Origin of the sequence: Pleomorphomonas carboxyditropha, from assembly GCF_002770725.1 — a bacterium.
In the GTDB taxonomy this organism is placed as follows: domain Bacteria; phylum Pseudomonadota; class Alphaproteobacteria; order Rhizobiales; family Pleomorphomonadaceae; genus Pleomorphomonas; species Pleomorphomonas carboxyditropha.
The window spans coordinates 88,016-114,909 of record NZ_NQVN01000017.1 but is presented as its reverse complement, the minus strand read 5'-3'; the positions used below and the strand labels follow the sequence as shown (position 1 = coordinate 114,909).

The window sequence follows — 26,894 nt, the reverse complement described above, 5'->3', positions numbered from 1 at the left end:
TGCCGGCGATGGCGATGCCGACGGCGACCGGCAGGCCGTGGCCGAGCGGTCCGGTGTTGGTCTCGATGCCCGGCAGGTAGTTGCGGTTGGGGTGGCCGTTCAGCATGGACAGCGGCTGCATGTAGGTGCTGAGCTGGGCTTCGGGGAAGAAGCCGGCCTGGGCGAGCACCGAATAGAAGGCGCCGGTGCAGTGGCCCTTGCTCATGATGAAGCGGTCGCGGTCGGGGTGGCGCGGCTGGCCTGGATCGTAGCGCATGACACCGAAATAGAGGCTCGCCAGGATGTCGGCCGCCGAGAAGTCGCCGCCGGGATGGCCGAGCCCGGCGTCGTGGACCATGGTGAAGGCGCTGCGCCGGATGGCAAGCGCCCGCCCACGAACCAGAGCGATCCTGTCGGCGTTGGCCAAAAAGCGCGGCGAATTGCCCCCGGACATGCAGTGGCTCCAGCTACATTGGCGCGTCGGAAACAGCGAACCGATCGATATTTCCGAATTCGATCTTACACCTTTTCCGAGTAAACCTTACTCAAGGACACTCGTTTGATTTCGATTTTTAGTGATTGTTGTCGGATTCTGAGTGATCGTCAACAGGATTTTACCGATTATATGGACATTCCTGCCACCCAACGATAAGGACGGCGCACCGGAACGCGGGAAAATTGAATAACACGCCTGCCTTCCAACACGAGAAAGGCGCAATTTCAACTATGCGGCTTGGTACCTGCGATGCTTATACAATTTTTACGGGCATTAATTGAACTTACGATGCGCGGCGCCGAATCAAAAATTATCGAAATAAATTGCATGTCAAAAGTTTTGGAAATGGTGCTTTGGTTCCGATTCTCGCGGATTCGATAGATATGCACCGGATGGACACGCCTTCGTCAGCGTTCGAATTGATCGCCTCTCGATCGGCTGCATCACCGGAGATGTCGTGAAATGACGAGCGCTTTGAACCGGTCGCAGGCGGCGCCCGGCATTTGTCAGATATCCCGGCCATGGCTGCCGGCGACGATCGCTTCGATCGCCGCGTCGAGGCCCTCGAAATTGGGATCGATGCCTTGCAGGCGCCTCAGCACCTCGAGCGCCCGGTCGTGCTGGTCGATATCCTCCAGCAGGACGGCGAGGTCCTTCATGGCGAGGAAATGCCGCGGCTCGATGCGCAGCACCGTCTGGAAGTCGCCGAGCGCCGGCGACAGCCGGCCGGCCAGAAGGTGCAGGGTGCCGCGCCGATAGTAGGCCTCGGCAAAGGCCGGCTGCCGCACCGTCAGCTCGTCGAGGATGTCGAGCGCCCCGGCGGCGTCGCCGGCCGCCACCGCCTTTTCGGTCCACGACAACATCAGATCGCCGGTGGCGCTGCCGCTCGCCGCCCAGCGGCGGCGGATGTCGGCCTCGATGCCGGCCGCTTCGGCGCGGTCTTTGGCAACGGCGAGGCGGGCGAACAGGCCGTCGAGCTCGGCGGCCTTGTCGGCCGGCACGACGGTCACCAGCCGCTCGCGCCCGCTGGCGACGGGCGGCGGCAGGCCGTCGTCGGCAGCGGCCGGTCCGACGGCGATCGACAGCAGCAATGCGAAGAGCACAAAAACACGCATACCCGGAAAGGTACCTTCCCGGGCAGCGATCGTCGAGTGCATCCTGGCGCCGAGGCAGGCCAAGGGCCCGCCGGTCCTCAGCCCTGACGGGCCTTGTAGCGCGGATTCTTCTTGTTGATGATGTAGATGCGGCCCTTGCGACGGACCATGCGATTGTTGCGGTCGCGGGTCATCAGGGCCCGGAGAGAGTTCTTGATCTTCATTTGGTCCATCCTTGCCGGCATGCCCGCCATGGCGTCAGCGCCTCGCGACGCGCCGCCGACGGGGCGATGCCCGACGTCGTCAATCCCGATGCCAGAAGGGCTGAAGCCCCCTTGCCCGAATTCGGGCGGACCATACGGACCGACCTTGAAGATGTCAATTGCGCGATGACCGACTTTTCGGGGAGAGTCGGCTGATTTCGCGATAGCGGGGAAGGCTCCGGCCGGACGGCGTGCCGGCTAGCCGGACTCCGGCTTTTTGCCGGCCGCCTCGTCCAGCGCCTCGGCCCTGTCGGCCACCTCCTCCAGTTCCTCGGCCTTTTCGGCCAGCGTCTGGCTGACCTCGCGGATCTCCTCCTCGTCGAGCTTTTCGATGCCGATGAACTTGTTCTGCGCCCCCGAGGTGAGGATCAGTTCGTCGATCTTCGCCTGCAGGGCCTTGCCGTCGCGATTCTGGGAGTTCTGGAGGACGAACACCATCAGGAAGGTGACGATGGTGGTCGACGTGTTGATGACGAGCTGCCAGGTTTCGGAAAAGCCGAAGAACGGCCCGGAAATCGCCCAGACCACGACCAGCGTCACGGCAAGGGCGAAAGTCACGGGCCGGCCCGACAGCTCGGACATGGTGGAGGCAAATTTCGAGAAGAGACGCGACGCAGCGGAACCGTTCATGGTCACCTCGTATTGCCAGCGGGTATCGTCCGGCTCGCCGGGCTTCGCTCCGGACGGAACGGATATGGCGCTCCGGCGGGGCGACACGCGATGACAACCATCTCGGCAAGCGGCGGTTCCGCGCCCCGGTCGGCCGGGTTATCGTCGTTCCCGCCCTTTTCTCGCCGCCATTCCGCTGTTATCGCATGAGGGCCGGGATCGATGCCCGGAAACTTCGACGTCGATTCCCGAAGTCGGCCAGAAGTCGGATGACGAGGCTCGAACATCATGCCCGGGCAGTTTGCCAGCCTTTCCCGCCTGCTTGATGGCGTCGGCCGCTTCGTACGGCTCGGCCAGGCGCCGGATACCGCCGTCGTCGCGCCGGCCTGCGACGGCTGCGACCTCGTTCGCGTCGCCAGCTACAATATCCATAAGGCCATCGGCAACGACGGCACCTACGACCCGGCCCGCACCATCTCGGTGATCGCCGAGATCGACGCCGACATCATCGCCCTGCAGGAGGCCGACCGCCGGCTGGGCGACCGCAAGGGCCGGCTCAACCTCGTCACGCTGGAAAAGGAAACCGGCCTTTCGCTGGTGCCGCTGGCCGCCCGGCCGATGAGCCACGGCTGGCACGGCAACGCCCTGCTCTACCGGCGCGGCACCGTGCTGCGCGCCGAGCGCCTCCACCTGCCGCATGCCGAGCCGCGCGGCGCGGTGCTGGCCGAGTTCGACATCGGCGGCCGCCGCCTGCGCGTCGTCGCCGCCCACCTCGGCCTGTTGAGCCGCACCCGCCGTTTGCAGATGGAGCGCCTGCGCACCCATCTCGAGGCGCGCGAGCCGATGCCGACGCTGCTCTGCGGCGACTTCAACGAATGGCGGCCGGGCCGGGTGAATTCGCCGCTCGAGCGGCTGTCGCCGCTGTTCCAGACGGCCGACGCCGTGCCGAGCTTCCCCTCGCGCCGGCCGGTGTTTCCGCTCGACCGCATATTCGGCTGGCCCGAGGGACTGGTCGCCGGCTTCGGCGTGCACGACAGCCCGGTCGCCCGCCGCGCCTCCGACCACCTGCCGGTCAAGGCGGTGATCGACCTGAAGTCGGCCGGCGGGCTGTTCGACGAACTGTCAATCCTGCCGCCGCGCCGCGAGCGCGACGCGGGCGGCGGCGAGATCCTCGACGGCGAGGCCGACCGACTTGAACATCGTTACATCGGCCGCTGACCGCCGTCCCTCGACCCGGCCGCCGCAGAGATCGTAGAGGGTGCCGGCGATCTCCTTCAGCGCCCCCGAGGCCATCGGCCCCTTGATGTCGCCCGATTCGATGGCCGCCGCCGGCCCGTCGATGAACACCCGGCTGCGCGTCACCGCCCGGTCGTCGGCCTCGCGCATCTCCGGCGTGAACGAGCCGACGAGATCAAGATGCTGGCCGGGCTTCAGCCAGTCGCCCCGGACCAGCGGCGCGGTGGAAAGCGTGGCGCAGGATATGACGTCCGCCTCGCCGACCGCCGCCTCGAGATCGCTGCGCGCCTCGGCGTCGATGCCCCGGCCCCTGAGATCGTCGACCAGGCGCCCGGCGCGCGTCGGCGTCGGATTCCAGACGAGTACCCTGTCGATCGGCAGCACGGCCCGATAGGCGTCCGGCATCTCCGAGCCGATATGGCCGGCCCCGACCACCAGGAGCGTGCGGGCGTCGGCGCGGGCCAGGTAGGAGGCGGCGAGCGCCGAGGCGGCCGCCGTGCGCCGGCCGGTCAGCGCGGCGCCGTCGAACAGCGCCACGTGGGCGCCGGTCGTCTCGTCGAACAGCAGATAGCTGGCCGTCACCGCCGCGAGGCCGCGCGCCGCGTTGCCCGGCACGACATTGACGATCTTGACGCCGCCGTGGCTGCCGTCGCCCATCCAGGCCGGCATCATCAGCAGCGTGGCGTCCGGCTCGCCGGTGCGCGACAGGCCGTGGGCGTGGCGGAGCGGCGCCGTGACGCCGGCGGCGAACATCTCGCGCAGGCCGGCGATCAGCGCCGGATAGTCGAGGGCGGACGCGGTGGCGGCGGCGTCGAGTACCAGCATGATCGGCTCCCAGAAGCGGAAACGAAGCGGCAATGAAGCGGAAGCGCCGGAAGCATAGCGTCCCGGCGGACGATTGAAAGCCTTCTCTCGCCTCCCTTTCGGCGCCACGTCTTCGCCCGGCCCGCCGCGTCGATCGCTGCCGCCATCGATAGTGATCCTGGCAAGCCACCGAAACGAGCCATCCATTTTTCGTATATGTGCCATGCGCCGGCGGTTTTCATGGCTATTTCGCCGAATGGATAACTTCAGATGCATTGCGGAGCGACTATTATCGAAGCCGTGATCTTTGCCGGTCGAGCGAAAAGTCTCAAAAGACGTTCGATATGAATGATTTTATTTAGGGCACAAACCAACAGCAGACGCCTGTTTTCTGTTCATCGCGATATTGAAGACGATCGAGCGAGGCGACCGGCCGTCCCCTGCCAACAGGAGAGAACATGACCTATCGACGCATCACCCTGCCGCTCTTCCTGGTGCAGGAGCAGCGCCGCCTCGGCGGCAGCGGCGTCTTCACGGCGCTGATGACCGACATCTGCACCACCTGCAAGACCATCTCCAACGAGGTCAACCGCGGCGCCATGGCCGGCACCATGGGCTACGCCGGCTCGCGCAACGTGCAGGGCGAGGAGCAGAAGGAGCTGGACGTTCTCGCCAACGACATCTTCCTCTACATGATCGACCAGAGCGGCAACTGGGCCGGCGTCGCCTCCGAGGAGCTGGAGGACGCCTATATCTCGCGCGGCTCCGACGGCCGCTACCTGCTGCTGTTCGACCCGCTCGACGGCTCGTCCAACATCGGCGTCAACACCGCGGTCGGCAGCATCTTCTCCATTCTGCGGCTGCCCGACGGCACCGACCCTTCCGACGAGCGCGTCTACCTGCAGCCGGGCGTCAGGCAGGTGGCGGCCGGCTACACCATCTACGGCTCGTCGACCATGATGGTGCTGACCTCCGGCAACGGCGTCAACGGCTTCACGCTCGACCACAACATCGGCGTCTTCGTCCTCACCCACCCCGACATGCGTATTGCCGAGGATACCGCCGAATACGCCATCAACGCCTCGCGCGAGCGCCACTGGCCGGCGCCGATCCGGCGTTATGTCAAGGAATGCGTCGCTGGCGCGGAGGGCCCGCGCGGCAAGAACTTCAACACCCGCTGGAACGCAGCGATGGCAGCCGAGGTGCACCGCATCCTGATGCGCGGCGGCGTGTTCATGTATCCGGTGGACAGCGAGAACGCCCCGCGGGGCGGCCATCTGCGCCTGCTCTACGAAGCCAATCCGATGGCCTTCATCATCGAGCAGGCCGGCGGCCTCGCCATCTCCGGCCGCGAGCGCATCCTCGACATCATGCCGGAGCGGCTGCACCAGCGCACCGGGGTGATCCTCGGCTCGAAGAACGAGGTCGAGCGCATCGGCCGCTACTATGCGGAAGCCGAGCGCGAAGAGACATCCGCCGCCTGATGTCAGGCAGGCGAGCCAAGCCCAAACGCCCTCACGCCATGGGAGCAAAGGGCTGGGAACCGAATCTGCGGTTGGAGGATTTAGCTAAGTTGGAAACCTCGGATTCGTTCCCGGCGAAAGGTGACGAGTGTGCCCGACCTGTCCTGCCCTGGAATCCGCGGCGGATTGCCAACTGCCCTTGTTGCAGGGAAAGTCGTAATGGTGGCTGCGGGCAGCGCCGTCGCCGTTGCCAGAGCATCGGACCGAAAAGTGGAAACCGGTCTTCGGAAAATCCGATGCGGCGACAAAAAACCAGATCGTCACCCCGCGTCTGTCGGGACGCGCGGCGATCCAGGGCGTTTCCGAGCGAAGTGGATACCGGCTCGCGTGAGGAAAATGCGTCGATTCAATAAGATAGAGCATTTCCATGCAACACGGGAATGCCCCGGCCCGAGCCATATGTCAGCCGCGTCTCGCAACAGCGGCGGCCGGCTGCCGCGCCGTTGCGAGCGGCAGGGTTGCACCACTGCCAACTTTCGGCCTCCGCCTCGCTATTTTTGACCAGGTCCGAGACCGCCGCGTTTCCCCCTGGAGCCGGCAAGAATTGAAACAACGAATTCCGCCACCAGCCAGGAGAACAGTGATGACCCATCTGAAATACGCCACCGCTGTGCTTGCCCTCGGCCTGCTCGCCGGCACCGCCGACGCCAAGGTCGTGGTATCCTCGAAGATCGACACCGAAGGCGGCGTCATCGGCAATATCATTCTGCTCGCCCTTCAGAATTCCGGCATCGAGGTCGAGGACCGCATCCAGCTCGGCGGCACGCCGGTGGTGCGCCAGGCGATCACCGCCGGCGAGATCGACATCTATCCCGAATACACCGGCAACGCCGCCTTCTTCTTCAACAAGGCCGACGATCCCCTCTGGAAGGACGCCGCCAAGGCCTACGAGGAAGCCAAGAAGCTCGACTACGACGCCAACAAGATCGTCTGGCTGACGCCGTCGCCGGCCAACAACACCTGGGCCATCGCGCTCAGGAAGGACGTCGCCGACGAGGCCGGCGTCAAGTCGCTCAGCGATTTCGGCGCCTGGGTGACCAAGGGCGGCAAGGTCAAGCTGGCCGGCTCGGCCGAGTTCGTCAATTCGGCGTCGGCGCTGCCCTCCTTCCAGGAGACCTACGGCTTCAAGCTGACGCCCGACCAGTTGATCGTGCTGTCCGGCGGCGACACGGCGGCGACCATCAAGGCGGCGGCCGACCAGACCAACGGCGCCAACGCCGCCATGGTCTACGGCACCGACGGCGCCATCGCCCCCTCGGGCCTGGTGGTGCTCGACGACGACAAGGCGGTGCAGCCGGTCTACCAGCCGACCGCCATCGTCCGCGAGGAGGTGCTGAAGGCCAATCCGGCGATCGCCGACACGCTGAAGCCGATCTTCGAGAGCCTCGATCTGACGACGCTGCAGACCCTCAACGCCCGCGTCCAGATCGGCGGCGAGCCGGCCAAGGCGGTCGCCGAGGACTACCTGAAGTCCAAGGGCTTCCTGAAGTAAGAGCCTGTCGCGGGGGAGTTTCCGCTCCTCCGCTCCTTCCTGAGGATTGCCCAGAGGATGGCGATGACGACGCTTTCGGACGCCGCAACGGACCGGGCCGCCACGCCGCGGGTCGACCGTCTCGGCGTCGTCATCGCCATCCTCGTCGTCGTGGCGCTGGCGCTGCCGTTCGCCACCTTCCGGGCCACCCGCATCGCCTCCGGAACCGGACTGCGGCTGTTCGACGCGCTGCCGGCGGGCACGGCGGCGGCGGTCGCCGCCGTGCTGGTCGCCGCCCTGGTGACGGCGGTGGCGAGCCGCCGGCCGACCTTCCGCCTCGCCCTCGGCGCGCTGGCGCTCGCCGCCCTGGCGCTCGGGGCCGGCGCCGCCGGCGCCCACCTGACGCCGGCCGACAACCCCTACGCCCGTATCGCCCCGGCCAGCGGCTTCTGGGTCGGCGTGTTCGCCGCCGCCATGCTGGTCACCGACGCCATGGTGCGTCTGAAGCTCGGCCCGGTCGGCCGGCTGGTCGCCCTCGCCGTCACGGCGGCGCTCGTCGTCGCCCTGCTCGCCTCCGGCGCCTGGAGCCACCTGTCGCTGATCGCCGAATACCGCAACCGCGCCGACGTGTTCTGGCGCGAGGCGGGAACCCATCTGGTGCTCGCCGCCGGCTCGCTCGCCGCCGCCGTCGTCATCGGTCTGCCGCTCGGCGTCCTCGCCTATCGCCTCCGCAAGCTGCGCGATCCGCTGATCAACGTGCTCAACATCATCCAGACCATCCCGTCGATGGCGCTGTTCGGCATCCTGATCGCCCCGCTCGGCTGGATCGCCGCCAACGTGCCGGGCGCCCACGCCATCGGCATTCGCGGCATCGGCATGGCGCCGGCCTTCCTGGCGCTGTTTCTCTATTCGCTGCTGCCGATGGTCGCCAACACCGTGGTCGGCCTCAACGGCGTCTCCCGCGCCGTGGTCGACGCAGCGCGCGGCATGGGCCTCACCGACCGCCAGCGGCTCATCCAGGTGGAGATGCCGCTCGCCCTGCCGGTGATCCTCACCGGCATCCGCATCGTCCTCGTCCAGAACATCGGCCTCGCCACGGTGGCGGCGCTGATCGGCGGCGGCGGCTTCGGCGTCTTCCTGTTCCAGGGGCTCGGCCAGACGGCCACCGACCTCATCCTGCTCGGCGCGCTGCCGCCGGTGGCGCTGGCATTCGCCGCCGCCGTCGTGCTCGACGCCGTCATCGAGATTTCCGGCAAGGGCAAGGCATGATCGAACTCAGCCATCTCACCAAGGTCTATGGCGACATCGCCGTCGTCAACGACGTCGACATGCACGTCGAAGCGGGCACGATCACGGTCATCGTCGGCACCTCCGGTTCCGGCAAATCGACGCTGCTGCGCATGGTCAACCGGCTGGTCGAGCCGACCGAGGGTCGCATCCTGGTTCAGGGCAACGATGTATCGAAGATGCCGGCCCATGAGCTCCGCCGGTCGATCGGCTACGCCATTCAGAACCACGGCCTTTTTCCGCACTGGACCGTCGCCCGCAACATCGCCACCGTGCCGATGCTGCTCGGCTGGGACCGGAGGAAGGTGGCCGCCCGCGTCGAGGAACTGATGGAGCTGTTCCAGCTCGATCACGCCCAGTTCGCCGGCCGCTACCCGCATGAGCTCTCCGGCGGCCAGCAGCAGCGCGTCGGCGTCGCCCGGGCGATGGCGGCCAAACCCGCCCTGCTCTTGATGGACGAGCCGTTCGGCGCCCTCGACCCGATCATTCGCGGCAAGGCGCAAGCCGACCTCAAGGCGATCCAGCGGCGCACCGGCACCACCATTCTGCTGGTGACCCACGACATGGACGAGGCCATCCACCTCGGCGACCGCATCGCCGTGATGGACGGCGGCAACCTCAAGCAATATGCGCCGGCCGCCGACATCCTGGCGCGGCCGGCCGACGCCTTCGTCGACGACCTGATCGGCGCCGTCGACCGTCCCTTCCATTACCTGACGCTCGGGTCGGTCGGCGCGGCGGTCGAGCCGGGCGAAGCCGGCGGCGCGCCGCTCGCCGCCGACGCCAGCCTTTACGAGGGTCTCGGCGCGCTCCTGTGGTCCGGCCGCAAGGCGGCGCCGGTGGTCGACGCCGCCGGCACGCCGCTCGGCCGCGTCACCCTCGACAGCATCGCCGACCGGGCGGCGCGGCCCAGATGATCCGCGACTTGATCCGTCCCGGCACCATCCTGCGGCTCGTGGTCTTCGCGGCGCTCATCGCCTTTCTGCTGGCGCCGGACCGTTTCGCCGGCCTGCTGGCGCCGCTGACCAGCAACGGCGCGCCGCCCATCTACCATCAGAGCAGCCTCGTCGATCTCACGCTGTCGCATCTGTTCACCGTGGCGGTGTCGACGCTGGCCGCCGCCATCGTCGCCGTCGGCCTTGCCATCTTCGTCACGCGGCCGGCCGGTGCCGAGTTCCTCGCGCTGTCGCGCGCCGTCGTCAATATCGGCCAGACCTTCCCGCCGGTGGCCGTGCTGGCCTTGTCGGTACCGATCATGGGCTTCGGCGAGGGGTCGACCCGCTTGGCGCTGTTCCTTTACGGCCTGCTGCCGATCTTCGAGAACACCCTCGTCGGCCTGTCGACGCTGCCGCCCGCCGTCGTTGAGACCGCCTCGGCCATGGGCATGACCGGCCGCCAGCGTCTTCTCAAGGTCGAGCTGCCGCTCGCCATGCCGCTGATCGTCGAGGGCATCAGGCTGTCGGCGGTCATCGGCCTCGCCACGGCGACCATCGGCTCGACGGTGGCCGCCAAGGGGCTCGGCGAGGTGATCGTCGCCGGCCTCCTGTCCAACAATCTCGCCTTCATCGTCCAGGGCGGCGTCGTCACCGGCGTCCTGGCGGTGCTGATTTCCGACGGCTTTCAGGCCGTGGCGCGCCACGCGGCGAAACGGCGCGGCGTCTCTTCCGGGGCACCGCCGGCCGAACCGGACGAGCAGCAGGCGGCAGCGTGAGCCATCATACGAGCGGAACGGTCAACGCCAGCCGCGATTGCGCTCGCGCGTATGGGCGACGGCCGCCAGCACGCGCTGGCGGGAAAGATCGAGCAGCCGGCGCATCGCCTTCTCGGCGCGCTCGCCGTCGCGCGCCAGGATGGCCGACAGCACTTCCTCGTAGGGCGCGAGATCGATCGGCGTGCCGCTGGCGTCCTTCTGCGTGACGCTGAACGACGCCTTCAGCGCCGTCTTGACGGCGCCGCCGATGGTCACGAACAGGCCGTTGTGCGTCGCCGCGATGATGGCGAGGTGGAACTCGCTCTCGGCGCCGGCGGCGAGCGGCGCCTGGTCCAGCATCGACACCATGTCGGCATAGCGCCGGCAGATGCGGTCGTGGTCGTCGGAGGTGCCGGAGCGGGCGGCGAGATAGCAGGCGCGCGGCTCGAAGCACTGGCGCACCTCGTAGAGATCCTCGATGATCCGCTCGTCGAACTGGGCGCTGAGCCGCCAGGACAGCACGTCGGGATCGAGCAGGTTCCAGTCGGCGAACGGCAGCACCCGCGTGCCGAGCTTGGGCGCCACCTCGATCAGCCGCTTGGCGGCGAGATTCTTCACCGCCTCGCGCACCGTCGATCGGCTGACGCCGTATTCCAGGCAAAGCTCGGCTTCGATCGGCAGCGAGTCGCCGGGGCCGAATTCGCCGGAGACGATGCGGGTGCCGATGATACGCGCGACCTGGGCGCTCATGGTGCCAATGGTGGAATCTCTTTCGAACATACTTTTCTTTCCTGAGGCAGCCGCCGATCGGGCCGAACCGGCCAGGTCGAACGGCGGCTGCCCAGCCAAACCAATTGACGGCATTCCGCCGGCCCGAGAGTGCCCTCGAGCCGGCGAATGCCCGGGCCGTCCGGCGGGCGCGCCACCGCTTCCGGCGGCATGCCCGATCAAGGCCCCGGCAGAGATCGGCACCCGGCGAATCCCGCTCTTTCCCCGGAAAGCGCCGACTAGCTGTACCGTTCTCGGCAAAAATGTCCAAGGCGAGGATTGACAAGGCCCCTGCTCGCCGTACAATCTTATCATCATACCATAAGAAGAAAACTGGTTTTGTGGAGGAGAATGCAGGTGAGCAGCATCGAACTGGATTCGGTGTCCAAGCGGTTCGGCTCCGTCGAGGTGATCTCGGAGCTGTCGCTGACCATCCACTCCGGCGAGTTCATCGCCTTCCTCGGACCGTCGGGCTGCGGCAAATCCACGCTTCTGCGCATGATCGCCGGGCTGGAGACGGTCAACGGCGGCGAAATCCGCATCGGCGGGGAAAGGGTGGACCATCTTCCTCCCGGGGCGCGCGGCGTCGCCATGGTGTTCCAGCACTACGCACTCTATCCGCATATGACCGTATTCGATAACCTGGCTTTTGGTCTCAAGAACATCGGCACGCCCAAGGAGGAAATCGCCCGCCGCATCGAGGAAGCCGCCCGCATTCTTGAAATCAGCCATCTCCTGCAGCGCAAGCCCGGCCAGCTCTCCGGTGGCCAGCGCCAGCGCGTCGCCATCGGCCGCGCCCTGGTCAAGGACCCCAAGGCCTATCTGTTCGACGAGCCGCTTTCCAATCTCGACGCCGCGCTGCGCGTGCGCACCCGCGTCGAACTGGCCCGCCTGCACCAGCAGACGCGCGCCACCACCATCTTCGTCACCCATGACCAGGTCGAGGCGATGACGTTGGCGAGCCGCATCGTGGTGATGAACGCCCGCAAGGTCGAGCAGGTCGGCACGCCGATGGACATCTACGGCCGCCCGGCCACCGAATTCGTCGCCCGCTTCGTCGGCTCGCCGGCCATGAATTTCCTGCCCGTTCAGGTGCGCGATCGCGGCGGCCTTGCCTCCGCCATGCTCGGCGACGGCTCGGTCATCGACACCGACGTGCCCGCCGACGCCCTGCCGGCCGGCGCCGAGCTGCGCGTCGGCGTCCGTGCCGAGGCGATCCGCGTCCGGCAGGACGGCGCCATTCCCGGCAAGGTGGAAGTGGCCGAGCGCCTCGGCGACCGTACCCATCTGCACGTCCGCCTGATGGACGGCAGCACGCTGGTGGCCGAGGACACGGGCATCAGCCAGGTCCAGCCGGGCGATGCCGTCCGCCTGGCGGTCGAGGGCGCCACCGCGCACCTGTTCGACGCCGCCGGCCTCGCCTACCACGCACGCCAGTGACGGAGGATGAGATGACGGACGTCACGCTCTCTCCCGGCAAGGCGACCGCGGCGGTCAAGCGCCCGACCGGCGCCTCGATCGGGCCGCGCTGGTCCAACGCGCTGTTCGTAGCGCCCTATCTGGCATTCTACCTCGCGCTCCTGGTCTATCCGCTGTTCAAGGGCATCTGGATGTCGATGCTCCAGTCCGACATGTTCGACGACACGTCGAAATTTGCCGGATTGGCCAACTACTATCGCCTGTTCAACGACAAGGTTTTCATCGGCTCCGTCTGGAACACGATCTGGTTCGTGGTGATGACGGTGCCGGCCTTCGTGGCGATCGGCCTGTTGCTGGCGCTCGCCCTCAACCGCAGCGACCGAACGTCGGCAACGCTGCGCGCCATCTTCTTCGGCACGTCGGTTCTGTCGGTCACCATCGTCACCATCATCTGGAAGATGATGTACATGCCCGGCAACGGTGCCATCGCCGGCATCATGCGCTTCTTCGGCATGGAGCCTCTGGCCTTCACCACAACGGCGTCGCTGGCGCTGCCGGCCATCGCCATCACCACGGTCTGGTGGATCATCGGCCTGCCGATGATGCTGTTCCTCGCCGCCTTGCAGCAGATCCCCGGCGAGCTCTACGAGGCCGCCGCCCTCGACAATGCCAGCCGCTGGCGCTCGTTCTGGTCGATCACCATGCCGTCGATCCGCCGGACCCTGCTGGTCGTCGTGATCTACGAAATCGTCGCCCAGTTCCAGCTGTTCGGCCAGGCGCTGCTGCTCACCCAGGGCGGTCCGAACAACGCCTCGCGCCCCATCGTGCTGTTCATCTACGAGCAGGGCTTCCGCTCCTGGAACCTCGGCTACGCCGCCGCCGCCTCGGAGATCCTGTTCATTATCATGGCGGTCGCCGCGCTCGCCCAGTTCTTCGCATCCCGCAAGCGCGTGGAGGAATAAGCCATGGCTGCCAGTGAACGTATCGTCGGTCGCGGTATCGGCAACAAGGTGATCCTCGCCTCCGTCGTCCTCGTCGCGATTGTCTGGATGCTGCCCATCGCCTGGGTGCTCATCCTGTCGTTCAAGCCGAACTCGGAGCTGATGATCTCGACGGCCTCGGCCTTCCACCCGCCCTACACGCTCAAGAACTACACCGACATCTTCCAGACGTCGGGCGTGTTCCGCTGGCTGTGGAACAGCGCGGTGGTGTCGGTCGGCGTCACCGTCGGCATCCTCATCCTATCCTCGCTCGCCGGCTACGGCTTCGCCCGCGCCGAGTTCAAGGGCCGCGACGTCATCTTCATCCTGGTGCTGCTCGGCCTCGCCGTGCCGGAGCAGGCGGTGATCATCGCCCGCCATCAGATCTTTTCCGATCTGAAGATGCACAACACCTACCCGGCGATCATCCTGCCGGGCCTGTCGAGCGCCTTCGGCGTCTTCCTGATGACCCAGTATTTCAAGGCGATTCCCAAGGATATCGACGAGGCGGCGATGCTCGACAACGCCTCGCGCTTCAAGATCTTCTGGAAGGTGCTGCTGCCGCTGACCATCCCTGCCCAGGCGACGCTCGGCATCTTCTCCTTCCTCGGCGCCTGGAACGACTACCTGTGGCCGCTGATCTCGGCGACCAAGCCGGAGATGTTCACCATCACCGTCGGCATCGCCTCGACTCAGACCAATTTCGCCCAGTCGGAAGGCCTCGGCTTCCTGATGGCGCAGGCGATCTTCGCCGGCCTGCCGGTGTTCGTCGTCTACCTGTTCTTCCAGAAATACATCGTCCGTGCCGTGGCCGGCGCGGCGATCACCTGATCCCCGGAGGAGGGGATCGGCAAGGCGGAATCCAGCGCATGACCGGCCGAGCGCGAAGGATTGTCAGAGAGATCGGCCGTATTGGAGGAGGTCCAATGAGAAAGCTATCCACCGTTCTGCTGGCGGGTCTGGTCGTCACGGCCGGCGCCGGTGCCGCGCTTGCGGCCGACAAGACCGAGATCTCCGTCTCGCGCTTCTTCGGCGCCTGCGAGGCCGACTACGGCTCCGTCACCGACGTGACCAAGGCCAACGGCGAGTGCGGCATCATCACCGCGCTGATCAACAAGTTCAACGCCGAGAGCACCACCACCACCGTCAAGCCGGAGATCGTCGAGTGGCCGGGCTACGACCAGCTCACCGCCCGCATCCGGTCGGGCGAGCCGCCGGTCATCTCGGTCATGCACGAGGCGGTCATCTCCGACTATTCGTCGCGCGGCCTGCTCGAGCCCCTGGATGAAGACTTCGCCAAGGCCGGCATCGACGTCAATGACATGACCGACGCCGCCCGCCAGGGCGTCACCAAGGACGGCAAGATCTACGCCATGCCGTTCGACACCCACACCTGGCTGTGGCACATCAACCTCAACCTGTTCAAGCAGGCCGGCCTCGTCGACGAGGCGGGCAAGCCGATCCTGCCCAAGAGCACCGACGAGCTGTTCGCCCAGGCCGCCCAGTTCAAGGAGAAGACGGGCAAGCCCTACTTCATCTCGACGCTGGCCAACGAGACGGCCTTCTACACCCGCACCTTCGACACGCTGCTCTACCAGCAGAACGCCGACTTCTTCGCCGATCCCAACAAGGTGAACTTCTCCTCGCCGGAAGCGAAGGGTGCCCTGCAACTCTTGGCCGACATCTACTCCAAGGATCTGACCACCAAGAACCAGGACTACGCGGCCTCCGTGTCGAGCTTCGCGGCCGGCGACGGCGGCGTGTTCATCTGCGGCACCTGGCTGATCGACACCTACGACCAGGAAGCCAAGAAGGACGGCGCGCTCGCCAACGGCTACGCGGTGACCGCCTTCCCGCAGATCTACCCCGGCAGCCCGCGCGTCTGGGCCGACGGCCATAGCTGGGTGCTTCTGAAGCAGGATCTTTCCGACGCGCAGCGCGCCTCGGCGATCGAGTTCATGAAGTTCCTCTGGGACAACAACTACGAATGGTCGCGCACCGGCCATCTGCCGATCCGCAAGTCGATCATCGACAGCGATCAGTTCAAGAACCTGCCGCATCGTGCCGACATCGCCTCGCTGGCCGTCAACGGCACCGCCCTGCCGTCGGCCGTCAAGCGTCAGTTCTCGATCCAGGACATCGAGGGCGAGGAAGTCGGTTCGGCCATGCGCGGCGACAAGTCGGTCGATCAGGCGCTGACCGACGCCGAGACCCGCATCAACGAGCTGCTCGCCAACGCGAAGTAAGCCACGAAACCCTGCCCGGCCGGATCTTCACGGCCGGCCGGGCAGGACACCACGACCGTCCGGCCGGCTCCTCCCGCCAGTTGGATACGGACGACGACAGGCGCCTTCCGACCCGTGCCGGACGCCGCGCCGGGGAACGCTGTACCCTTCCGAGACCATCCAAACCCGAAAGCTGAAGCTCATGACGTCCGCTCGTCTTATCGTCGACGCCGATTTTGCCATTTCCGATCTCGACCGCCGCGTGTTCGGCACCTTCGTCGAGCATATGGGGCGCTGCGTCTATACCGGCATCTTCGAGCCGGGCCACTCCACCGCCGACGAGAACGGCTTCCGCCAGGACGTCGCCGAGCTCACCAGGGAACTCGGCGTCACCATCGTCCGCTATCCCGGCGGCAACTTCCTGTCCGGCTACAATTGGGAGGACGGCGTCGGCCCGAAGGAACAGCGGCCGCGCCGGCTCGACCTCGCCTGGTTCTCGACCGAGACCAACGCTTTCGGCACCAACGAATTCATCGACTGGTGCCGCCAGGTCGGCGTCGAGCCGATGTTCGGCGTCAACCTCGGCACGCGCGGCATCGACGACGCCCGCCGCTTCATCGAATATTGCAACCACCCCGGCGGCACCGAGCTCAGCGAGCTCCGCAAGAGCCACGGCTACGACAAGCCGCACGACATCAAGTTCTGGTGCCTCGGCAACGAGATGGACGGCCCCTGGCAGATCGGCGCCAAGACGGCGGTCGAATACGGCCGCGCCGCCCACGAGACGGCCAAGGTGATGCGCTGGGTCGATCCGTCGATCGAGCTGTCAGCCTGCGGTTCATCGAACCGCGACATGGCCACCTACGCCCGCTGGGAATACGAGGTGCTCGACCACTGCTTCGACCACGTCGACTTCATCTCGCTGCACACCTATTTCATGAACCCGCATGACTCGACCGAGGAGTTCCTCGGCAACATCGAGCTGCTGGACTATTTCATCAAGGAAGTGGCGGCGATCGCCGACGCCGTGGCGGCCAACCGCCGCTCGCAGAAGCGCATCATGCTGTCGCTCGACGAGTGGAACGTCTGGTACAAGGCGCGGGGCCACGACGATCTCAGGAAGCCCGGTTGGCCCGAGCATCCGCCGCTGATCGAGGAGGTCTACAACACCGAGGACGCGCTCTTGATCGGCGGCGCGCTGATCACGCTGCTCAACAACGCCGACCGCGTCAAGTGCGCCTGCCTCGCCCAGCTCGTCAACATCATCGGCCCGATCATGACCGAGCCGGGCGGCCCGGCCTGGCGGCAGACCATCTTCCATCCGTTCGCGCTGACGGCGAAATACGCCCGCGGCCGCGTGCTCAGGACGCTCGCCACCTCCGGCAGCTTCGCCGGCAAGACCGCCGAGGAGATGCCCTACCTGATCTCGGCCGTCACCGAGGACGAGAGCACCGGCGAAGTGGTGATCTTCGCGCTCAACCGCAATCTCGCCGAGCCGATGGACCTCAAGGTCGAGCTGCGCGGCTTCGGCGGCACGCGCGAGGTGACCGAGGCGCTGCAGGTTTCTCACCCCAACATGAAGGCGGTGAACACCAAGGACGCCCCCAACACGGTGGCGCCGGCGCCGATCAAGTCGGTCGGCATCGAAAACGACGCGCTCAACGCCAGGCTGATGCCCGGCAGTTGGAACGTCATCGTCACCAAGCCGAAGGCCTGACGACGGACGTGCGGCGGCCGCTTCCCCGGTCGCCGCACCCTTCCGGCCGGGCCACGCTCGCCCGCCGGCCCGCATGAACGCCGCGACTCCCCCAGGTCGCGGCGTTCGTCGTCGGAGAAAGGCGTGCGAACACGAACCGGGGACAGCCCCCGGAATTGAAAGCCTCGCTCAAAACCGGGCCGACATCCTCAAACCAGATCGTCGATGGCAACGCCGAGGGCGGCGGCGAGCTTCTTCATGGTACCGATGCCCCCCTCCTTCTTGCCGGCCTCGATCTCGGACAGGTAGGGCTGGCCGATGCCCGCCTTGGCCGCCAGGGCGGACACCGACAGCCCGCGATGCTCGCGCCAGACCCGGACGGGATTGTCACCGGCAAGCAGGCGCCCGACGATCTCATCGGACACGAGTTCTTCCTCGCCGACCGCCAGCCGACGGCGGAAATCCGCGACGACGGCCCGGTCCGCCGCGTCTTCGGCGGTGGCAACAAGACGCTCGTATTCCGCCTCGGGAATGACGACCATACGTTCGCCGGACGGAGTGGTCAGATACTGCGCGTTCATATCGAACCTCATTCGTAGACGCCGCCGCGAGGGGCGATCCTGATGATGGCGATCACCTCGCCGTCCTCGGAAAACAGCACGCGCCAGTCGCCGACGCGCAGCCGAAGGATGCTGGGCATACCGGCCAGCGATTTGACATTGTTGGCAAGAGAGGCCGGGTCGGCGGCGTATTGGGCGACCTTGGCGAGGATGGTCGACGCCGTGTTGGCAGGCATTCGCCGCAACGTTTTCAGCGCATCCTTGCTGTAGGCGATCACCTTCATGGAGAGAATATCTCTTATAGCGATAGAACTGTCAATCTCTGCCAGCGATACCCCTCGCGGGGAACGCCTCCACCGGATCAACAGCGACAGCGCTCGGACGCCCTTGCTTCAGGCATGCGGATTTGTGTCTTCGCGCATGCCAGCGGCCAACGGACGCAAATCTCCGCTCGCCCATGTCCAGACAATGGACAGCGAATTACAATCTCAACTCAGATTATTGATAATTTGTCACTCCCGATGAGTACGGCACCGACGAGTTCTGGCGAGCCTATAACGCCGCCCTTCAGGCCAGCGCATCACCAAGCCGGGCAAGCGGCCTGAAGCATCAGCCGGCACGCTCCGCTGGCTGATCCAGCAGTACGAGAAGTCCGCGACCTTCGCGCCGCTTGCCCAATCCACCAGGGAAACAGAGATCGCCTGTTCGCCAGCATCGACGATACCGGCGGAAATCTCCGCATCGAAGAAATCGACCGCCGAATGCTCATGGCCGGCCGTGATCGACGCGCCGCCACGCCTTCGGCAGCTAACAACTTCCTCAAGGCAATGTCGGTTTTGATGGAGTTCGCCCTTGAGGCGGGCCTGATCGATCATAACCCGGTCAGGGATGTGAAAAAGATCAGCTCCAAGTCGGAGGGCTTCCACACCTGGACCGTCGCCGAGGTCGCCGCCTTCGAAGCACGACACCCCATTGGCACCATGGCGCGGCTTGCCATGGATCTGTTCCTTTACACTGGCCTTAGACGCTCCAGCCCCAGCTATTGACCTGAGGGCGGAGCCAAGGAGGCAAGCAGACCGTCACGGAACTTGTCAACCGGCACAAACGTCTTTTCAAGGACAGAAAAGAGCCCCTTTCGTCGAAGGTCGCGACGAGGCTGATCAAAGCCGTTCACACGTTGGAATGTGTCCCCGTGCGATGGCAGATCAGCTTTTGCGGTATCATAGATGCAATAAACTGGATCTTCTTCATCATCGGGGAAGTAGTCACGAGCATCGCCACACCGAAAGCGTAGAACGCCAAATAAGCCTGCTTTTGCGTTCCCATTGCTACGAGCGCCGTTGACAAGTTTTTCCGCTACGGCTTTTAACTCTTCATTTGAAGCGCTATCGCGGAAGATAGACATTCCGCTAGACTCAGCCTGCGACAATACCCCGTCCTTAGGCGTGGTCGCGGTTTTTTTAATCCTAACATGTTGGGGAGAAATCACTAAACGAATTAAGTACTCATCATCACCGATGGGTCCAATGGAGTATTCGCTAACAGTATTATGCTGACATGCGCATTTGGGCGAGCAAGCATCGATCGCAGAGGCTAACTCTTTTCCCTTATTCGTTGCAAATACAGCCGCAAAAGCACCCTTGCAATCCTGCGTGGACATGTTGCAACGACCTACTTATGCGCTAAGAGCTTCAGATATTTCCGGCGGAATACTCATTCCATCAAAACTGAGCATTCCGGCAAAGCCCGGCAGAATTGCACTTATGTGCCTGGCGCCCACAAAATGAATCGCCGAGCCGTCATCCGTTTCGAGAATGACGCTACCGTCAGCATGTAGAGTAGGCTCAAGTGCCATTGCAGACCGACCCAACAAGCGGACGAGGTTGGATGCACCCTCAATCGAATCCGCGTCAGGCTTCGAAGCGAACTCTCCGTCCCAACCTTCCTGCAGTTCTAGAAACTCGCGAATTTGCGCAACGACAGCTTCCTCAGGCCGCTCCGTCGAGGGGAAGGTATAAATCTCTTTTCGAGACGTCGTAGGCCCAATGACAACATAGTCGGGAACGACCTGGAACGAACCGTCCGCCGATGCAATGCAACGTTCACGAACTATCGTAGGACGACTGTTGCTGGACGTCGCACCGATGATCTCCGATGCCTGAAGATGCCAGGAGAAGAGTGTAGCAGCTGCAGTGCCGTCCATCTCACCCCTCCTTTGGATTCAAGGAAATCGAATCTACCAATGGTGGAGAAATAACCTCAGCGAGCGTCTGTTTCAAGGCGAGATGCATCTCGTCAGCAAAAGTCAATATCTCACGCATTGAACTCGGCTGCACCGGCGGAATTTCCGACCAAAACCGGTCTTCGGCCATCGTGTAGATACCGACAGAACGGCGCGAATTTTTTGGATCCGTGGGTTCAGCTCCCTTTGGAACGACATCAAGGGCATCAACATTGATGTTAATGAGCCTTTTGTAGCCTCCCTTAGCAGGAACAAAATATCCGACATGAGAATGCCAAAGGTCTTTCATGTCGCGATAAAACTCTGGCAAATACTTCGAGCCAGCACTCAAAGCCCCACCAAAATCTGCCAGACCGGGCTCACCTTCAAATACAAATCTATCATAATATTCAAGCTTCAACGACATAACATTTGAAATGGAAATATATTTCTCTGCGACAGGACTAATAAGATCAGCAATTCGGCCGATAACGTCCTTCCACCGCGTATAACGAGTCGTCGAGTAGGCTATAAAGCCTTTTTGAAAAATCAGTTCTTCAATTAACTCGCCGGAGCGATTGAGCTGGAACCCACGCCCTTCCACCTGAGGCTGAACGACCGCAGACCCGATGTTCACCACAAAAACATTGTTCGGCGGCGGCGGTACAACTGGGGCGAATCCAAGCGACAGAACTTTTTCGGTGATACTATCGACAGCGCCATTGAGCGCTTTTGCAGGAATCTCTTCCTGAAAAAACAGCGAGAAATTCGCCCGCTCAATCGCGTGGGCTTCATGCGCTGGGCGCCAGTTCATTTCCCGATCTCCCTTGTATGATACTACCATAAATTGGTCATCCTAACCGATAGCTAACTTGGTCTAGGAAAGTGAGACACACCGCGTTTTGGCAGAGCCGAATCCTGTGAGTGATCTCATTTCCCAAACAGTAGGACGAACCATAGCTGCACAGGGTTTCCCTGGAGCCAGCCTCAGACCAATTCGAGGATCAAGTCGTGCGCGCCATCATCCAACATTCGTTAAGCATAGGAGATCCAGAACGCATTCAACAATGACGAAGTTCCCTCACCATGTTCGGCATGAGGGATATAGAGCCAATAATCTAACAATTTCAATGATGTTTGGAATGTTTGGCACTCCCAACCGGACTCGAACCGGTGTTTTCGCCGTGAGAGGGCGACGTCCTGGACCGCTAGACGATGGGAGCGCGGACGCTTTGGAAAGCGTGGGGCGGATATAGCGAAGGGCCCTTGAGAGCGCAAGGGGGTATTTCATTTTCCGGCTCGGCTTTTGAGGGACGCTGCCAGAAGCCGCAGGAATCCCTGACAGGCAAGGCGATTGCCTCTGTCGCTACGCTGTTCCCGGGCGCCCGCCGCCGGATCGAGCATCGGTCGAGGGCGAAAGCGCCGGCTTCCTTCCTCCGGACAGCCGCTTTCTCTCTGGTTATGCCCGCATGATCGGCCGCCGCTCTGGACATCCGTCCCGCGGGCGATCATAACTATCCTCGTTCCGAGGGGTGTCCTCCATACGGGAGGGCTGAGATGATCCGCGAGGCGGGTCGAACCCTTCGAACCTGATCCGGGTCATACCGGCGAAGGGACGGAACCTCATGGCCTCGCCGCATGATTTGCGGCCCATCCGGCCATGCTTTCCCCCGACGCTCTTGGCCCATCCGCCCTTTCGAGGGCTGCGCGAACGATGGGACCCGCGATGCGCCCGAAGACGATGCTTGCCGCCGGCCGAGGCGTCGCCATCCAGGCGTTCATCTCCTTCGCCGCCGTGCTGGTCCTCTGGCAGGCGGCGGCGACCGGCCTTGCGCTGCCCGCCTTCCTGCTGCCGTCGCCGGCCGACGTGGTCGCCGCCTATGGCGCCTACGGCCCGCGCCTTCTCGCCGAAGCCGGCGTGACGCTGCTGGAAACCATGCTCGGCCTTGCCGCCGGCATCGCCTTCGGCCTTGCCGCCGGATTTGCCGTTTCCGCCTCGCCGCTCGCCGGCCGGCTGCTGTCACCGCTCCTCGTGGTCAGCCAGGCGCTGCCGGTGTTCGCGCTGGCGCCGCTCCTGGTGCTGTGGTTCGGCTTCGGCCTCGCCTCCAAGGTGGTGATGACCACGCTGGTGATCTTCTTCCCCGTCGCCTCGGCCTTCGCCGACGGCCTACGCCGCACGCCGCCGCATTTTCTCGACCTCGCCCGCCTCAACGGCGCCGGCCGCTTCCGCACGCTCAGGCTGATCCGCGTGCCGGCCGCCCTGCCGGCGCTGGTCACCGGCATTCGCGTCGCCGCCGTCTACGCGCCGATCGGCGCGGTGATCGGCGAATGGGTCGGCGCCTCGCGCGGCCTCGGCCTGCTGATGGTGCAGGCCAACGCCCGCATGCAGACGCCGCTGTTGTTCGCCGCCCTCGGCGTGCTGGCCGCCGCAACGCTGCTCCTCAAGATCGCCGTCGACCGGCTGACGCTCCGCCTCATTCCCTGGGTCGAAAAAGACTGAACCTTCGAAAGGACCTCCAATGCGCCGTCTTCCCGCCCTTGCCGCCGCCTTCATGCTTGCCGTTGCCCCGGCCAGCGCCGCCGACAAGCTCTCCGTGCTGCTCGAATGGTTCGTCAACCCCGACCACGCGCCGCTGGTGGTCGCCAAGGAAAAGGGCCTGTTCGCCGCCCATGGCCTCGACGTCGACCTCGTCGCCCCGGCCGACCCGTCGGCGCCGCCGCGCCTCGTCGCCGCCGGCCAGGCCGACGTGGCGCTGCACTACCAGCCGAGCCTCGACCTCGACGTCGACGCCGGCCTGCCGCTCGTCCGCTTCGGCACGCTGATCGAGACGCCGCTCAACACGCTGATCGTCCTGAAGGACGGCCCCATCAAGTCGCTTTCCGACCTCAAGGGCCGCAAGATCGGCTATTCCGTGTCCGGCTTCGAGGATGCCATGCTCGGCCAGTTCCTGAAGACCGCCGGCCTCGGCATCGACGACGTCGAGCTCATCAACGTCAATTTCGCGCTGTCGGCGTCGCTCTTGGCCGGCCAGGTCGACGCAGTGGTCGGCGGCTACCGCAATTTCGAGCTCAACCAGATGAAGATCGAGGGCCACGAGGGCGTCGCCTTCTATCCGGAAGAGAACGGCATGCCGGCCTACGACGAGCTGATCTACGTGACGCGTAAGGACCTCGTCGCCGACAAGCGGCTGCCGGAATTCCTCGCCGCCGTCGAGGAGGCGACCATCTACCTCACCAACCACCCGGACGACGCCTGGGCGCTGTTCGTCAAGGCCTATCCCGACCTCGACGACGAGCTGAACCGCCGCGCCTGGGCCGACACGCTGCCGCGCTTCGCCAAGCGCCCGGCGGCGCTCGACGCCGGCCGCTACCAGCGCTTCTCTCAGTTCATGAAGGACGCCGGCCTCATCAAGACGGTGAAGCCGGTCGAGGACTACGCGGTGGAGCTGCGCTGACAGGTATAATTTCGGCGGGGAAGCCTGCGCTTTCCCGCCGGATACAGATCGTCGGATAGGAAGAGGCCGGCTCGGCCGCTCAACACTTGCCGACGGCGTGCAGCTTGACCGGCTCGGCACAGCCGCAGTCGTCGCCCCGGCAGGCTTCCTCGTCGGCGCCGCCCGGCGGTTCGGCCGCCGTCTCGATGGCGAAGCGGATGCCGGCGATGACGTCGTCGATGCGGGGCTGGGCCACCGGCACCGTCTGGACGAAGCCGGCATAGAGGCGGCCATCGGGCTTGATGAAGAACATGCCCGGCTCGACGAACCAGCTCGGCTCCTCGACGCCGTCGATCGCCTTGCCGCGGCCCTCGCTGAGATAGAGGCCCCAATCGCGCGCCTGATCGATCGTCAGGCCCCAGCACACCGTCAGCTCGTCGAGATGCCAGTCGCGCACCGTCCGCTCGGCCCGCTCGCGGTCGTCGGCGGAAACGGCGAGCACCCGGACGCCGAGCTTGCGGAATTCCTCGTAGCGCGCCTCGTAGGCCTGGAGCTGCGCCTTGCAGAAGCCGCAATGCAGGCCGCGATAGAACAGCACCAGCGTGAAGTGCTTGGGCTTCTGGTCGCACAGCCGCCAGCACGGACCACCGACGGTCTTCACCCTGAGCGGGGGAACCGGCTGGTTCGGTATGAGGCGGGTGGACATGGTCATCGGAACGCGGAACTCGCAGGGCTCGTCGCTAGACTATACGACAGGAATGGCGGGTATCGCCACTCTTCTGAACGATCCTAATCTGCTTATTGTGCGTTCACAGGTTAAGAAGTCCCCCATCACGATTCGCGGAGGTAGCCCAAAGAGTCGGGAATAGGTGTTTTTGAATCGTTTTCCGAGATCGTTTGGAAATGCGCCGCGCGGAATCGGCCGGCACGCCACTCGGGAAGCAGAGCGCAACGGGCACGGGCAACGCCGGCAAAAGTGCCTCGCGGCGCTGCGCCCGGAGGTGCGGTCCGGAAAGAGGGATCCGTGCGCACCGGGCGGAATTTATAACGATATCAACCGGCGACGCCCGGGATTTCCATCCCAAGGACGCCGGCCACCAGGATGGCGTTGAGCGACAGCACCGCGACGGTGGCGGCGATCGCCAGGCCGTCGGTCAGCCGGCCGTTGGCATAGGCGCCCATGATGTCGGCCCGGCGGGTCAGAAGCACCAGGGCGATCATCGGCACCGGCAGCGACAGCGACAGCACCACCTGGCTGATGACCAGCGCGTCGGTGGCGTTGACGCCGGCGGCGACCACCGCGAAGGCCGGCACCATGGTGACGAGGCGGCGCACGAACACCGGGATCTCCATGCGGACGAAGCCCTGCATGATCATCTGGCCGGCCATGGTGCCGACCACCGACGAGGAGATGCCGGAGGCGATCAGCGACACCAGGAACACGCCGGCGGCGGCGGCGCCGAGCAGCGGGGTCAGGGTGTGGTAGGCGGTCTCGATCTCGGCGACGTCGCTGTGGCCGGCGTGGAAGGCCGAGGCGGCCATCATCACCATGGCGATGTTGACGAGGCCGGCGACGGCCAGCGCCGCCACCACTTCGATGTTGGAGAACTTCAGCACCTTGCGGCGCTCGCCCTCGTTGCGTACCGGCGCCCGGTGCTGGGTGAGGCCGGAGTGGAGATAGACGGCATGCGGCATGACGGTGGCGCCGATGATGCCGACGGCCAGGGTCAGCGCGCCGGCGTCCGGCAGGACCGGGGTAACGGCACCGCTGGCGGCGGCCGCCCAGTCGATCGGGGCGATCAGCATCTCGATCAGGTAGCTGACGCCGATGACGCCGACCAGGCCGCCGATGATCAGCTCCATCGGCCGGTAGCCGCCGCGATCGAACATCAGGAGCGCGTAGGTGACGAGAGCGGTGATGACCATGCCGGTGATCAGCGAGGTGCCGAACAACAGCGACAGGCCGATCGCCCCGCCCAGGAACTCGGCGAGATCGGTGGCCATGGCGGCGATCTCGGAGACGATCCACATGCCGATCACCACCGGGAAGGGGAAGTGATCGCGGCTCATTTCGGCGAGGTTGCGGCCGGTGACGATGCCGAGCTTGGCCGACAGCGCCTGGAACAGCATGGCGACGAGGTTGGCCACCACCACCACCCAGATCAGCGCGTAGCCATAGCCGGCGCCCGCCCCGATGTTGGTGGCGTAGTTGCCGGGGTCCATGTAGGCGATTGAGGCGATCACCGCCGGGCCGACGAAGGCCAGCATGGCCCTGGGTCCCTTGAGCCGCCCGGCCAGCGCTTCGGAGATGGCGACCGACGTGCGGCTGGTCATTCCGGAGGGGGTTGCGCTGAGAATGGACTGGGAGACTGCGGACATTCGGATCACCAGGAGGTTTCCTATGCTTGGAAATATAGCACGGGCTACATTTCCGTCAAGCCAGTTGCGATTAACTTGCAATAAAATCTGCGCAACCGTAATGAGTTTCGGCCCGGGACGAGGCCTGGGGTCCCCGATTAAAGTCCGCAGCCCCCCGATCGGTTCCACAGGGATGAGACTTGTGCGGCGGTTGCAAATCTTAGCCGGAGCTGCATAATGTTCCGTCTCACCAACACGGAGGTGCGGCGGATCGATCCGTTGCCGCGCAAGGCCGCAAAGGACGGGATCCATGTCGAGGGACGACCTGCCGCCCGAGGCCGGGGACGGCACCCTGCCGGAGGCGACCGACGCCGACCGCTTCACCAATGCCCGCGCCATCCGCTCGACGGCTCTCTTCGAGGACTACACCGAGCTGATCGCCGACCTCACCGAGGAGTTCGGCGAGGCGCGCATCACCGACATCGCCCGCCGCCTCGGCGTCACCCACCCGACCGCCAACAAGGCGGTGCTGCGGCTGAAGCGCGAGGGCCTCGTCATATCCAGGCCCTACCGCGGCGTGTTCCTCACCGAGGCCGGCGCCGCCATGGCGCGTCAGGTGAAGGCCCGCCATCGCCTGGTGGTGCGCCTGCTGATCGCCGTCGGCGTGCCGCCGGAGGCCGCCGAAATGGACGCCGAGGGCATCGAGCACTACGTCTCCGAGACGACGCTCAAGGCCTTCGAGACCTATCTCGACGGCCGGCAATGAGCCGCCCGTTCCGGC

General features: G+C 65.1%; 27 protein-coding genes, 1 tRNA gene, 1 pseudogene and 1 riboswitch. Of the genes and pseudogenes, 15 read left to right on the top strand and 14 right to left on the bottom strand.

All coding sequences use genetic code 11. From position 1 onward, the window contains the following. The 4 genes and pseudogenes from CJ014_RS20220 to CJ014_RS20205 form a co-directional block, all read right to left on the bottom strand. Nucleotides 1-433 (bottom strand): annotated as a pseudogene (locus tag CJ014_RS20220) (transketolase); the annotation flags it as partial. 548 nt (nucleotides 434-981) lie between these two features. Beyond that, complete coding sequence (locus CJ014_RS20215) at nucleotides 982-1,590, bottom strand: tetratricopeptide repeat protein (protein ID WP_100082302.1); 609 nt, start codon at nucleotides 1,588-1,590, stop codon at nucleotides 982-984. A 77-nt stretch (nucleotides 1,591-1,667) separates the two neighbouring features. Then, the gene (gene ykgO / locus CJ014_RS20210) at nucleotides 1,668-1,793 is read right to left on the bottom strand and encodes a type B 50S ribosomal protein L36 (protein ID WP_026783921.1); all 126 of its coding nucleotides are present in this window, start codon (nucleotides 1,791-1,793) and stop codon (nucleotides 1,668-1,670) included. A 237-nt stretch (nucleotides 1,794-2,030) separates the two neighbouring features. After that, nucleotides 2,031-2,462: a low affinity iron permease family protein gene (locus CJ014_RS20205; RefSeq protein ID WP_100082309.1), complete on the bottom strand. Its 432-nt coding sequence runs from the start codon at nucleotides 2,460-2,462 to the stop codon at nucleotides 2,031-2,033. 267 nt (nucleotides 2,463-2,729) lie between these two features. Here CJ014_RS20205 and CJ014_RS20200 point away from each other — a divergent pair, with 267 nt between their 5' ends. Then, nucleotides 2,730-3,659, top strand: coding sequence for an endonuclease/exonuclease/phosphatase family protein (locus tag CJ014_RS20200; RefSeq protein WP_100082301.1), 930 nt, complete (start codon nucleotides 2,730-2,732; stop codon nucleotides 3,657-3,659). Here the strand turns inward: CJ014_RS20200 and lhpI are convergent. Continuing rightward, entirely contained in the window at nucleotides 3,564-4,502 is a 939-nt protein-coding gene (gene lhpI, locus CJ014_RS20195; RefSeq protein WP_100082308.1) for a bifunctional Delta(1)-pyrroline-2-carboxylate/Delta(1)-piperideine-2-carboxylate reductase, read from the bottom strand. The two genes, CJ014_RS20200 and lhpI, sit on opposite strands and share 96 nt — an antisense overlap. Before the next feature lie 437 nt (nucleotides 4,503-4,939). Between lhpI and CJ014_RS20190 the strand changes: the two genes are divergently transcribed. From CJ014_RS20190 to CJ014_RS20170, 5 genes are all read left to right on the top strand, one after another. Next, a complete protein-coding gene (locus CJ014_RS20190; protein WP_100082300.1) occupies nucleotides 4,940-5,965 on the top strand; it encodes a class 1 fructose-bisphosphatase in 1,026 nt (341 codons plus the stop codon). A 622-nt stretch (nucleotides 5,966-6,587) separates the two neighbouring features. Further along, nucleotides 6,588-7,496, top strand: a complete 909-nt coding sequence (gene osmF / locus CJ014_RS20185; protein ID WP_100082299.1) for a glycine betaine ABC transporter substrate-binding protein OsmF — start codon at nucleotides 6,588-6,590, stop codon at nucleotides 7,494-7,496. Between the two features lie 63 nt (nucleotides 7,497-7,559). Continuing rightward, complete coding sequence (locus tag CJ014_RS20180; RefSeq protein ID WP_425351936.1) at nucleotides 7,560-8,744, top strand: ABC transporter permease; 1,185 nt, start codon at nucleotides 7,560-7,562, stop codon at nucleotides 8,742-8,744. Beyond that, nucleotides 8,741-9,679 carry an ABC transporter ATP-binding protein gene (locus tag CJ014_RS20175; RefSeq protein ID WP_100082297.1) on the top strand — a complete coding sequence of 313 codons (939 nt, stop codon included), beginning with the start codon at nucleotides 8,741-8,743 and terminating at the stop codon, nucleotides 9,677-9,679. The genes CJ014_RS20180 and CJ014_RS20175 overlap by 4 nt, the downstream gene beginning before the upstream one ends. Further along, complete coding sequence (locus CJ014_RS20170) at nucleotides 9,676-10,473, top strand: ABC transporter permease (protein ID WP_100082296.1); 798 nt, start codon at nucleotides 9,676-9,678, stop codon at nucleotides 10,471-10,473. The genes CJ014_RS20175 and CJ014_RS20170 overlap by 4 nt, the downstream gene beginning before the upstream one ends. A gap of 21 nt (nucleotides 10,474-10,494) precedes the next feature. On the opposite strand, the gene CJ014_RS20165 is transcribed toward CJ014_RS20170, so the two are convergent. Further along, nucleotides 10,495-11,232 (bottom strand): FadR/GntR family transcriptional regulator, encoded by a 738-nt coding sequence (locus tag CJ014_RS20165; RefSeq protein ID WP_100082295.1) that lies wholly within the window; start codon nucleotides 11,230-11,232, stop codon nucleotides 10,495-10,497. 339 nt (nucleotides 11,233-11,571) lie between these two features. Between CJ014_RS20165 and CJ014_RS20160 the strand changes: the two genes are divergently transcribed. The 5 genes from CJ014_RS20160 to arfA all read left to right on the top strand — a co-directional run bounded on the left by CJ014_RS20160 (nucleotide 11,572) and on the right by arfA (nucleotide 17,561). Then, nucleotides 11,572-12,660, top strand: coding sequence for an ABC transporter ATP-binding protein (locus tag CJ014_RS20160; RefSeq protein ID WP_100082294.1), 1,089 nt, complete (start codon nucleotides 11,572-11,574; stop codon nucleotides 12,658-12,660). Nucleotides 12,661-12,671: 11 nt separating this feature from the next. Next, nucleotides 12,672-13,601 (top strand): carbohydrate ABC transporter permease, encoded by a 930-nt coding sequence (locus tag CJ014_RS20155; protein WP_100082293.1) that lies wholly within the window; start codon nucleotides 12,672-12,674, stop codon nucleotides 13,599-13,601. Nucleotides 13,602-13,604: 3 nt separating this feature from the next. Continuing rightward, entirely contained in the window at nucleotides 13,605-14,450 is an 846-nt protein-coding gene (locus tag CJ014_RS20150; protein ID WP_100082292.1) for a carbohydrate ABC transporter permease, read from the top strand. A 95-nt stretch (nucleotides 14,451-14,545) separates the two neighbouring features. After that, nucleotides 14,546-15,865: an extracellular solute-binding protein gene (locus CJ014_RS20145; protein ID WP_100082291.1), complete on the top strand. Its 1,320-nt coding sequence runs from the start codon at nucleotides 14,546-14,548 to the stop codon at nucleotides 15,863-15,865. Between the two features lie 181 nt (nucleotides 15,866-16,046). Continuing rightward, a complete protein-coding gene (arfA, locus tag CJ014_RS20140) occupies nucleotides 16,047-17,561 on the top strand; it encodes an arabinosylfuranosidase ArfA (protein WP_100082290.1) in 1,515 nt (504 codons plus the stop codon). Nucleotides 17,562-17,749: 188 nt separating this feature from the next. Here arfA and CJ014_RS20135 read toward each other — a convergent pair whose 3' ends face one another. Beyond that, entirely contained in the window at nucleotides 17,750-18,121 is a 372-nt protein-coding gene (locus tag CJ014_RS20135) for a helix-turn-helix domain-containing protein (RefSeq protein ID WP_100082307.1), read from the bottom strand. 8 nt (nucleotides 18,122-18,129) lie between these two features. Further along, nucleotides 18,130-18,384: a type II toxin-antitoxin system RelE family toxin gene (locus CJ014_RS20130; protein WP_100082289.1), complete on the bottom strand. Its 255-nt coding sequence runs from the start codon at nucleotides 18,382-18,384 to the stop codon at nucleotides 18,130-18,132. 483 nt (nucleotides 18,385-18,867) lie between these two features. Here CJ014_RS20130 and CJ014_RS20125 point away from each other — a divergent pair, with 483 nt between their 5' ends. Further along, on the top strand, nucleotides 18,868-19,146 hold the full coding sequence (locus CJ014_RS20125; protein WP_133121892.1) for a hypothetical protein: 279 nt from the start codon (nucleotides 18,868-18,870) through the stop codon (nucleotides 19,144-19,146). On the opposite strand, the gene CJ014_RS27590 is transcribed toward CJ014_RS20125, so the two are convergent. From CJ014_RS27590 to CJ014_RS20110, 4 genes are all read right to left on the bottom strand, one after another. Beyond that, a complete protein-coding gene (locus CJ014_RS27590; RefSeq protein WP_133121891.1) occupies nucleotides 19,140-19,760 on the bottom strand; it encodes a hypothetical protein in 621 nt (206 codons plus the stop codon). The genes CJ014_RS20125 and CJ014_RS27590 overlap by 7 nt on opposite strands. Before the next feature lie 15 nt (nucleotides 19,761-19,775). After that, on the bottom strand, nucleotides 19,776-20,303 hold the full coding sequence (locus tag CJ014_RS20120; protein WP_100082287.1) for a hypothetical protein: 528 nt from the start codon (nucleotides 20,301-20,303) through the stop codon (nucleotides 19,776-19,778). A gap of 1 nt (nucleotide 20,304) precedes the next feature. Then, nucleotides 20,305-21,135: a TIGR04255 family protein gene (locus CJ014_RS20115; protein ID WP_165790921.1), complete on the bottom strand. Its 831-nt coding sequence runs from the start codon at nucleotides 21,133-21,135 to the stop codon at nucleotides 20,305-20,307. Nucleotides 21,136-21,468: 333 nt separating this feature from the next. Then, nucleotides 21,469-21,544: transfer RNA gene (locus tag CJ014_RS20110), tRNA-Glu, on the bottom strand. Nucleotides 21,545-21,839: 295 nt separating this feature from the next. Then, nucleotides 21,840-21,954, top strand: a riboswitch (TPP riboswitch). Between the two features lie 93 nt (nucleotides 21,955-22,047). Here CJ014_RS20110 and CJ014_RS20105 point away from each other — a divergent pair. Together CJ014_RS20105 and CJ014_RS20100 are read left to right on the top strand one after the other, a co-directional pair. Beyond that, on the top strand, nucleotides 22,048-22,821 hold the full coding sequence (locus CJ014_RS20105) for an ABC transporter permease (protein ID WP_245427482.1): 774 nt from the start codon (nucleotides 22,048-22,050) through the stop codon (nucleotides 22,819-22,821). 19 nt (nucleotides 22,822-22,840) lie between these two features. After that, a complete protein-coding gene (locus CJ014_RS20100) occupies nucleotides 22,841-23,776 on the top strand; it encodes an ABC transporter substrate-binding protein (protein WP_100082285.1) in 936 nt (311 codons plus the stop codon). A gap of 79 nt (nucleotides 23,777-23,855) precedes the next feature. Here the strand turns inward: CJ014_RS20100 and CJ014_RS20095 are convergent, their stop codons facing one another. Both CJ014_RS20095 and CJ014_RS20090 read right to left on the bottom strand, forming a co-directional pair. Further along, nucleotides 23,856-24,467 carry a peroxiredoxin-like family protein gene (locus CJ014_RS20095; RefSeq protein WP_100082284.1) on the bottom strand — a complete coding sequence of 204 codons (612 nt, stop codon included), beginning with the start codon at nucleotides 24,465-24,467 and terminating at the stop codon, nucleotides 23,856-23,858. A 341-nt stretch (nucleotides 24,468-24,808) separates the two neighbouring features. Continuing rightward, a complete protein-coding gene (locus CJ014_RS20090; RefSeq protein WP_100082283.1) occupies nucleotides 24,809-26,134 on the bottom strand; it encodes an Nramp family divalent metal transporter in 1,326 nt (441 codons plus the stop codon). Between the two features lie 289 nt (nucleotides 26,135-26,423). Here CJ014_RS20090 and mntR point away from each other — a divergent pair, with 289 nt between their 5' ends. Further along, nucleotides 26,424-26,879, top strand: a complete 456-nt coding sequence (gene mntR, locus CJ014_RS20085) for a manganese-binding transcriptional regulator MntR (RefSeq protein WP_100082282.1) — start codon at nucleotides 26,424-26,426, stop codon at nucleotides 26,877-26,879. Nucleotides 26,880-26,894: the final 15 nt, after the last annotated feature.

Bases quoted from the DNA above. Each gene is read 5' to 3' on its own strand.
- CJ014_RS20215 (WP_100082302.1), bottom strand. From the start codon at position 1,590: ATGCGTGTTTTTGTGCTCTTCGCATTGCTGCTGTCGATCGCCGTCGGA.
- ykgO (WP_026783921.1), bottom strand. From the start codon at position 1,793: ATGAAGATCAAGAACTCTCTCCGGGCCCTGATGACCCGCGACCGCAAC.
- CJ014_RS20205 (WP_100082309.1), bottom strand. From the start codon at position 2,462: ATGAACGGTTCCGCTGCGTCGCGTCTCTTCTCGAAATTTGCCTCCACC.
- CJ014_RS20200 (WP_100082301.1), top strand. From the start codon at position 2,730: ATGCCCGGGCAGTTTGCCAGCCTTTCCCGCCTGCTTGATGGCGTCGGC.
- lhpI (WP_100082308.1), bottom strand. From the start codon at position 4,502: ATGCTGGTACTCGACGCCGCCGCCACCGCGTCCGCCCTCGACTATCCG.
- CJ014_RS20190 (WP_100082300.1), top strand. From the start codon at position 4,940: ATGACCTATCGACGCATCACCCTGCCGCTCTTCCTGGTGCAGGAGCAG.
- osmF (WP_100082299.1), top strand. From the start codon at position 6,588: ATGACCCATCTGAAATACGCCACCGCTGTGCTTGCCCTCGGCCTGCTC.
- CJ014_RS20180 (WP_425351936.1), top strand. From the start codon at position 7,560: ATGACGACGCTTTCGGACGCCGCAACGGACCGGGCCGCCACGCCGCGG.
- CJ014_RS20175 (WP_100082297.1), top strand. From the start codon at position 8,741: ATGATCGAACTCAGCCATCTCACCAAGGTCTATGGCGACATCGCCGTC.
- CJ014_RS20170 (WP_100082296.1), top strand. From the start codon at position 9,676: ATGATCCGCGACTTGATCCGTCCCGGCACCATCCTGCGGCTCGTGGTC.
- CJ014_RS20165 (WP_100082295.1), bottom strand. From the start codon at position 11,232: ATGTTCGAAAGAGATTCCACCATTGGCACCATGAGCGCCCAGGTCGCG.
- CJ014_RS20160 (WP_100082294.1), top strand. From the start codon at position 11,572: ATGCAGGTGAGCAGCATCGAACTGGATTCGGTGTCCAAGCGGTTCGGC.
- CJ014_RS20155 (WP_100082293.1), top strand. From the start codon at position 12,672: ATGACGGACGTCACGCTCTCTCCCGGCAAGGCGACCGCGGCGGTCAAG.
- CJ014_RS20150 (WP_100082292.1), top strand. From the start codon at position 13,605: ATGGCTGCCAGTGAACGTATCGTCGGTCGCGGTATCGGCAACAAGGTG.
- CJ014_RS20145 (WP_100082291.1), top strand. From the start codon at position 14,546: ATGAGAAAGCTATCCACCGTTCTGCTGGCGGGTCTGGTCGTCACGGCC.
- arfA (WP_100082290.1), top strand. From the start codon at position 16,047: ATGACGTCCGCTCGTCTTATCGTCGACGCCGATTTTGCCATTTCCGAT.
- CJ014_RS20135 (WP_100082307.1), bottom strand. From the start codon at position 18,121: ATGAACGCGCAGTATCTGACCACTCCGTCCGGCGAACGTATGGTCGTC.
- CJ014_RS20130 (WP_100082289.1), bottom strand. From the start codon at position 18,384: ATGAAGGTGATCGCCTACAGCAAGGATGCGCTGAAAACGTTGCGGCGA.
- CJ014_RS20125 (WP_133121892.1), top strand. From the start codon at position 18,868: ATGGCCGGCCGTGATCGACGCGCCGCCACGCCTTCGGCAGCTAACAAC.
- CJ014_RS27590 (WP_133121891.1), bottom strand. From the start codon at position 19,760: ATGTCCACGCAGGATTGCAAGGGTGCTTTTGCGGCTGTATTTGCAACG.
- CJ014_RS20120 (WP_100082287.1), bottom strand. From the start codon at position 20,303: ATGGACGGCACTGCAGCTGCTACACTCTTCTCCTGGCATCTTCAGGCA.
- CJ014_RS20115 (WP_165790921.1), bottom strand. From the start codon at position 21,135: ATGAACTGGCGCCCAGCGCATGAAGCCCACGCGATTGAGCGGGCGAAT.
- CJ014_RS20105 (WP_245427482.1), top strand. From the start codon at position 22,048: ATGCGCCCGAAGACGATGCTTGCCGCCGGCCGAGGCGTCGCCATCCAG.
- CJ014_RS20100 (WP_100082285.1), top strand. From the start codon at position 22,841: ATGCGCCGTCTTCCCGCCCTTGCCGCCGCCTTCATGCTTGCCGTTGCC.
- CJ014_RS20095 (WP_100082284.1), bottom strand. From the start codon at position 24,467: ATGACCATGTCCACCCGCCTCATACCGAACCAGCCGGTTCCCCCGCTC.
- CJ014_RS20090 (WP_100082283.1), bottom strand. From the start codon at position 26,134: ATGTCCGCAGTCTCCCAGTCCATTCTCAGCGCAACCCCCTCCGGAATG.
- mntR (WP_100082282.1), top strand. From the start codon at position 26,424: ATGTCGAGGGACGACCTGCCGCCCGAGGCCGGGGACGGCACCCTGCCG.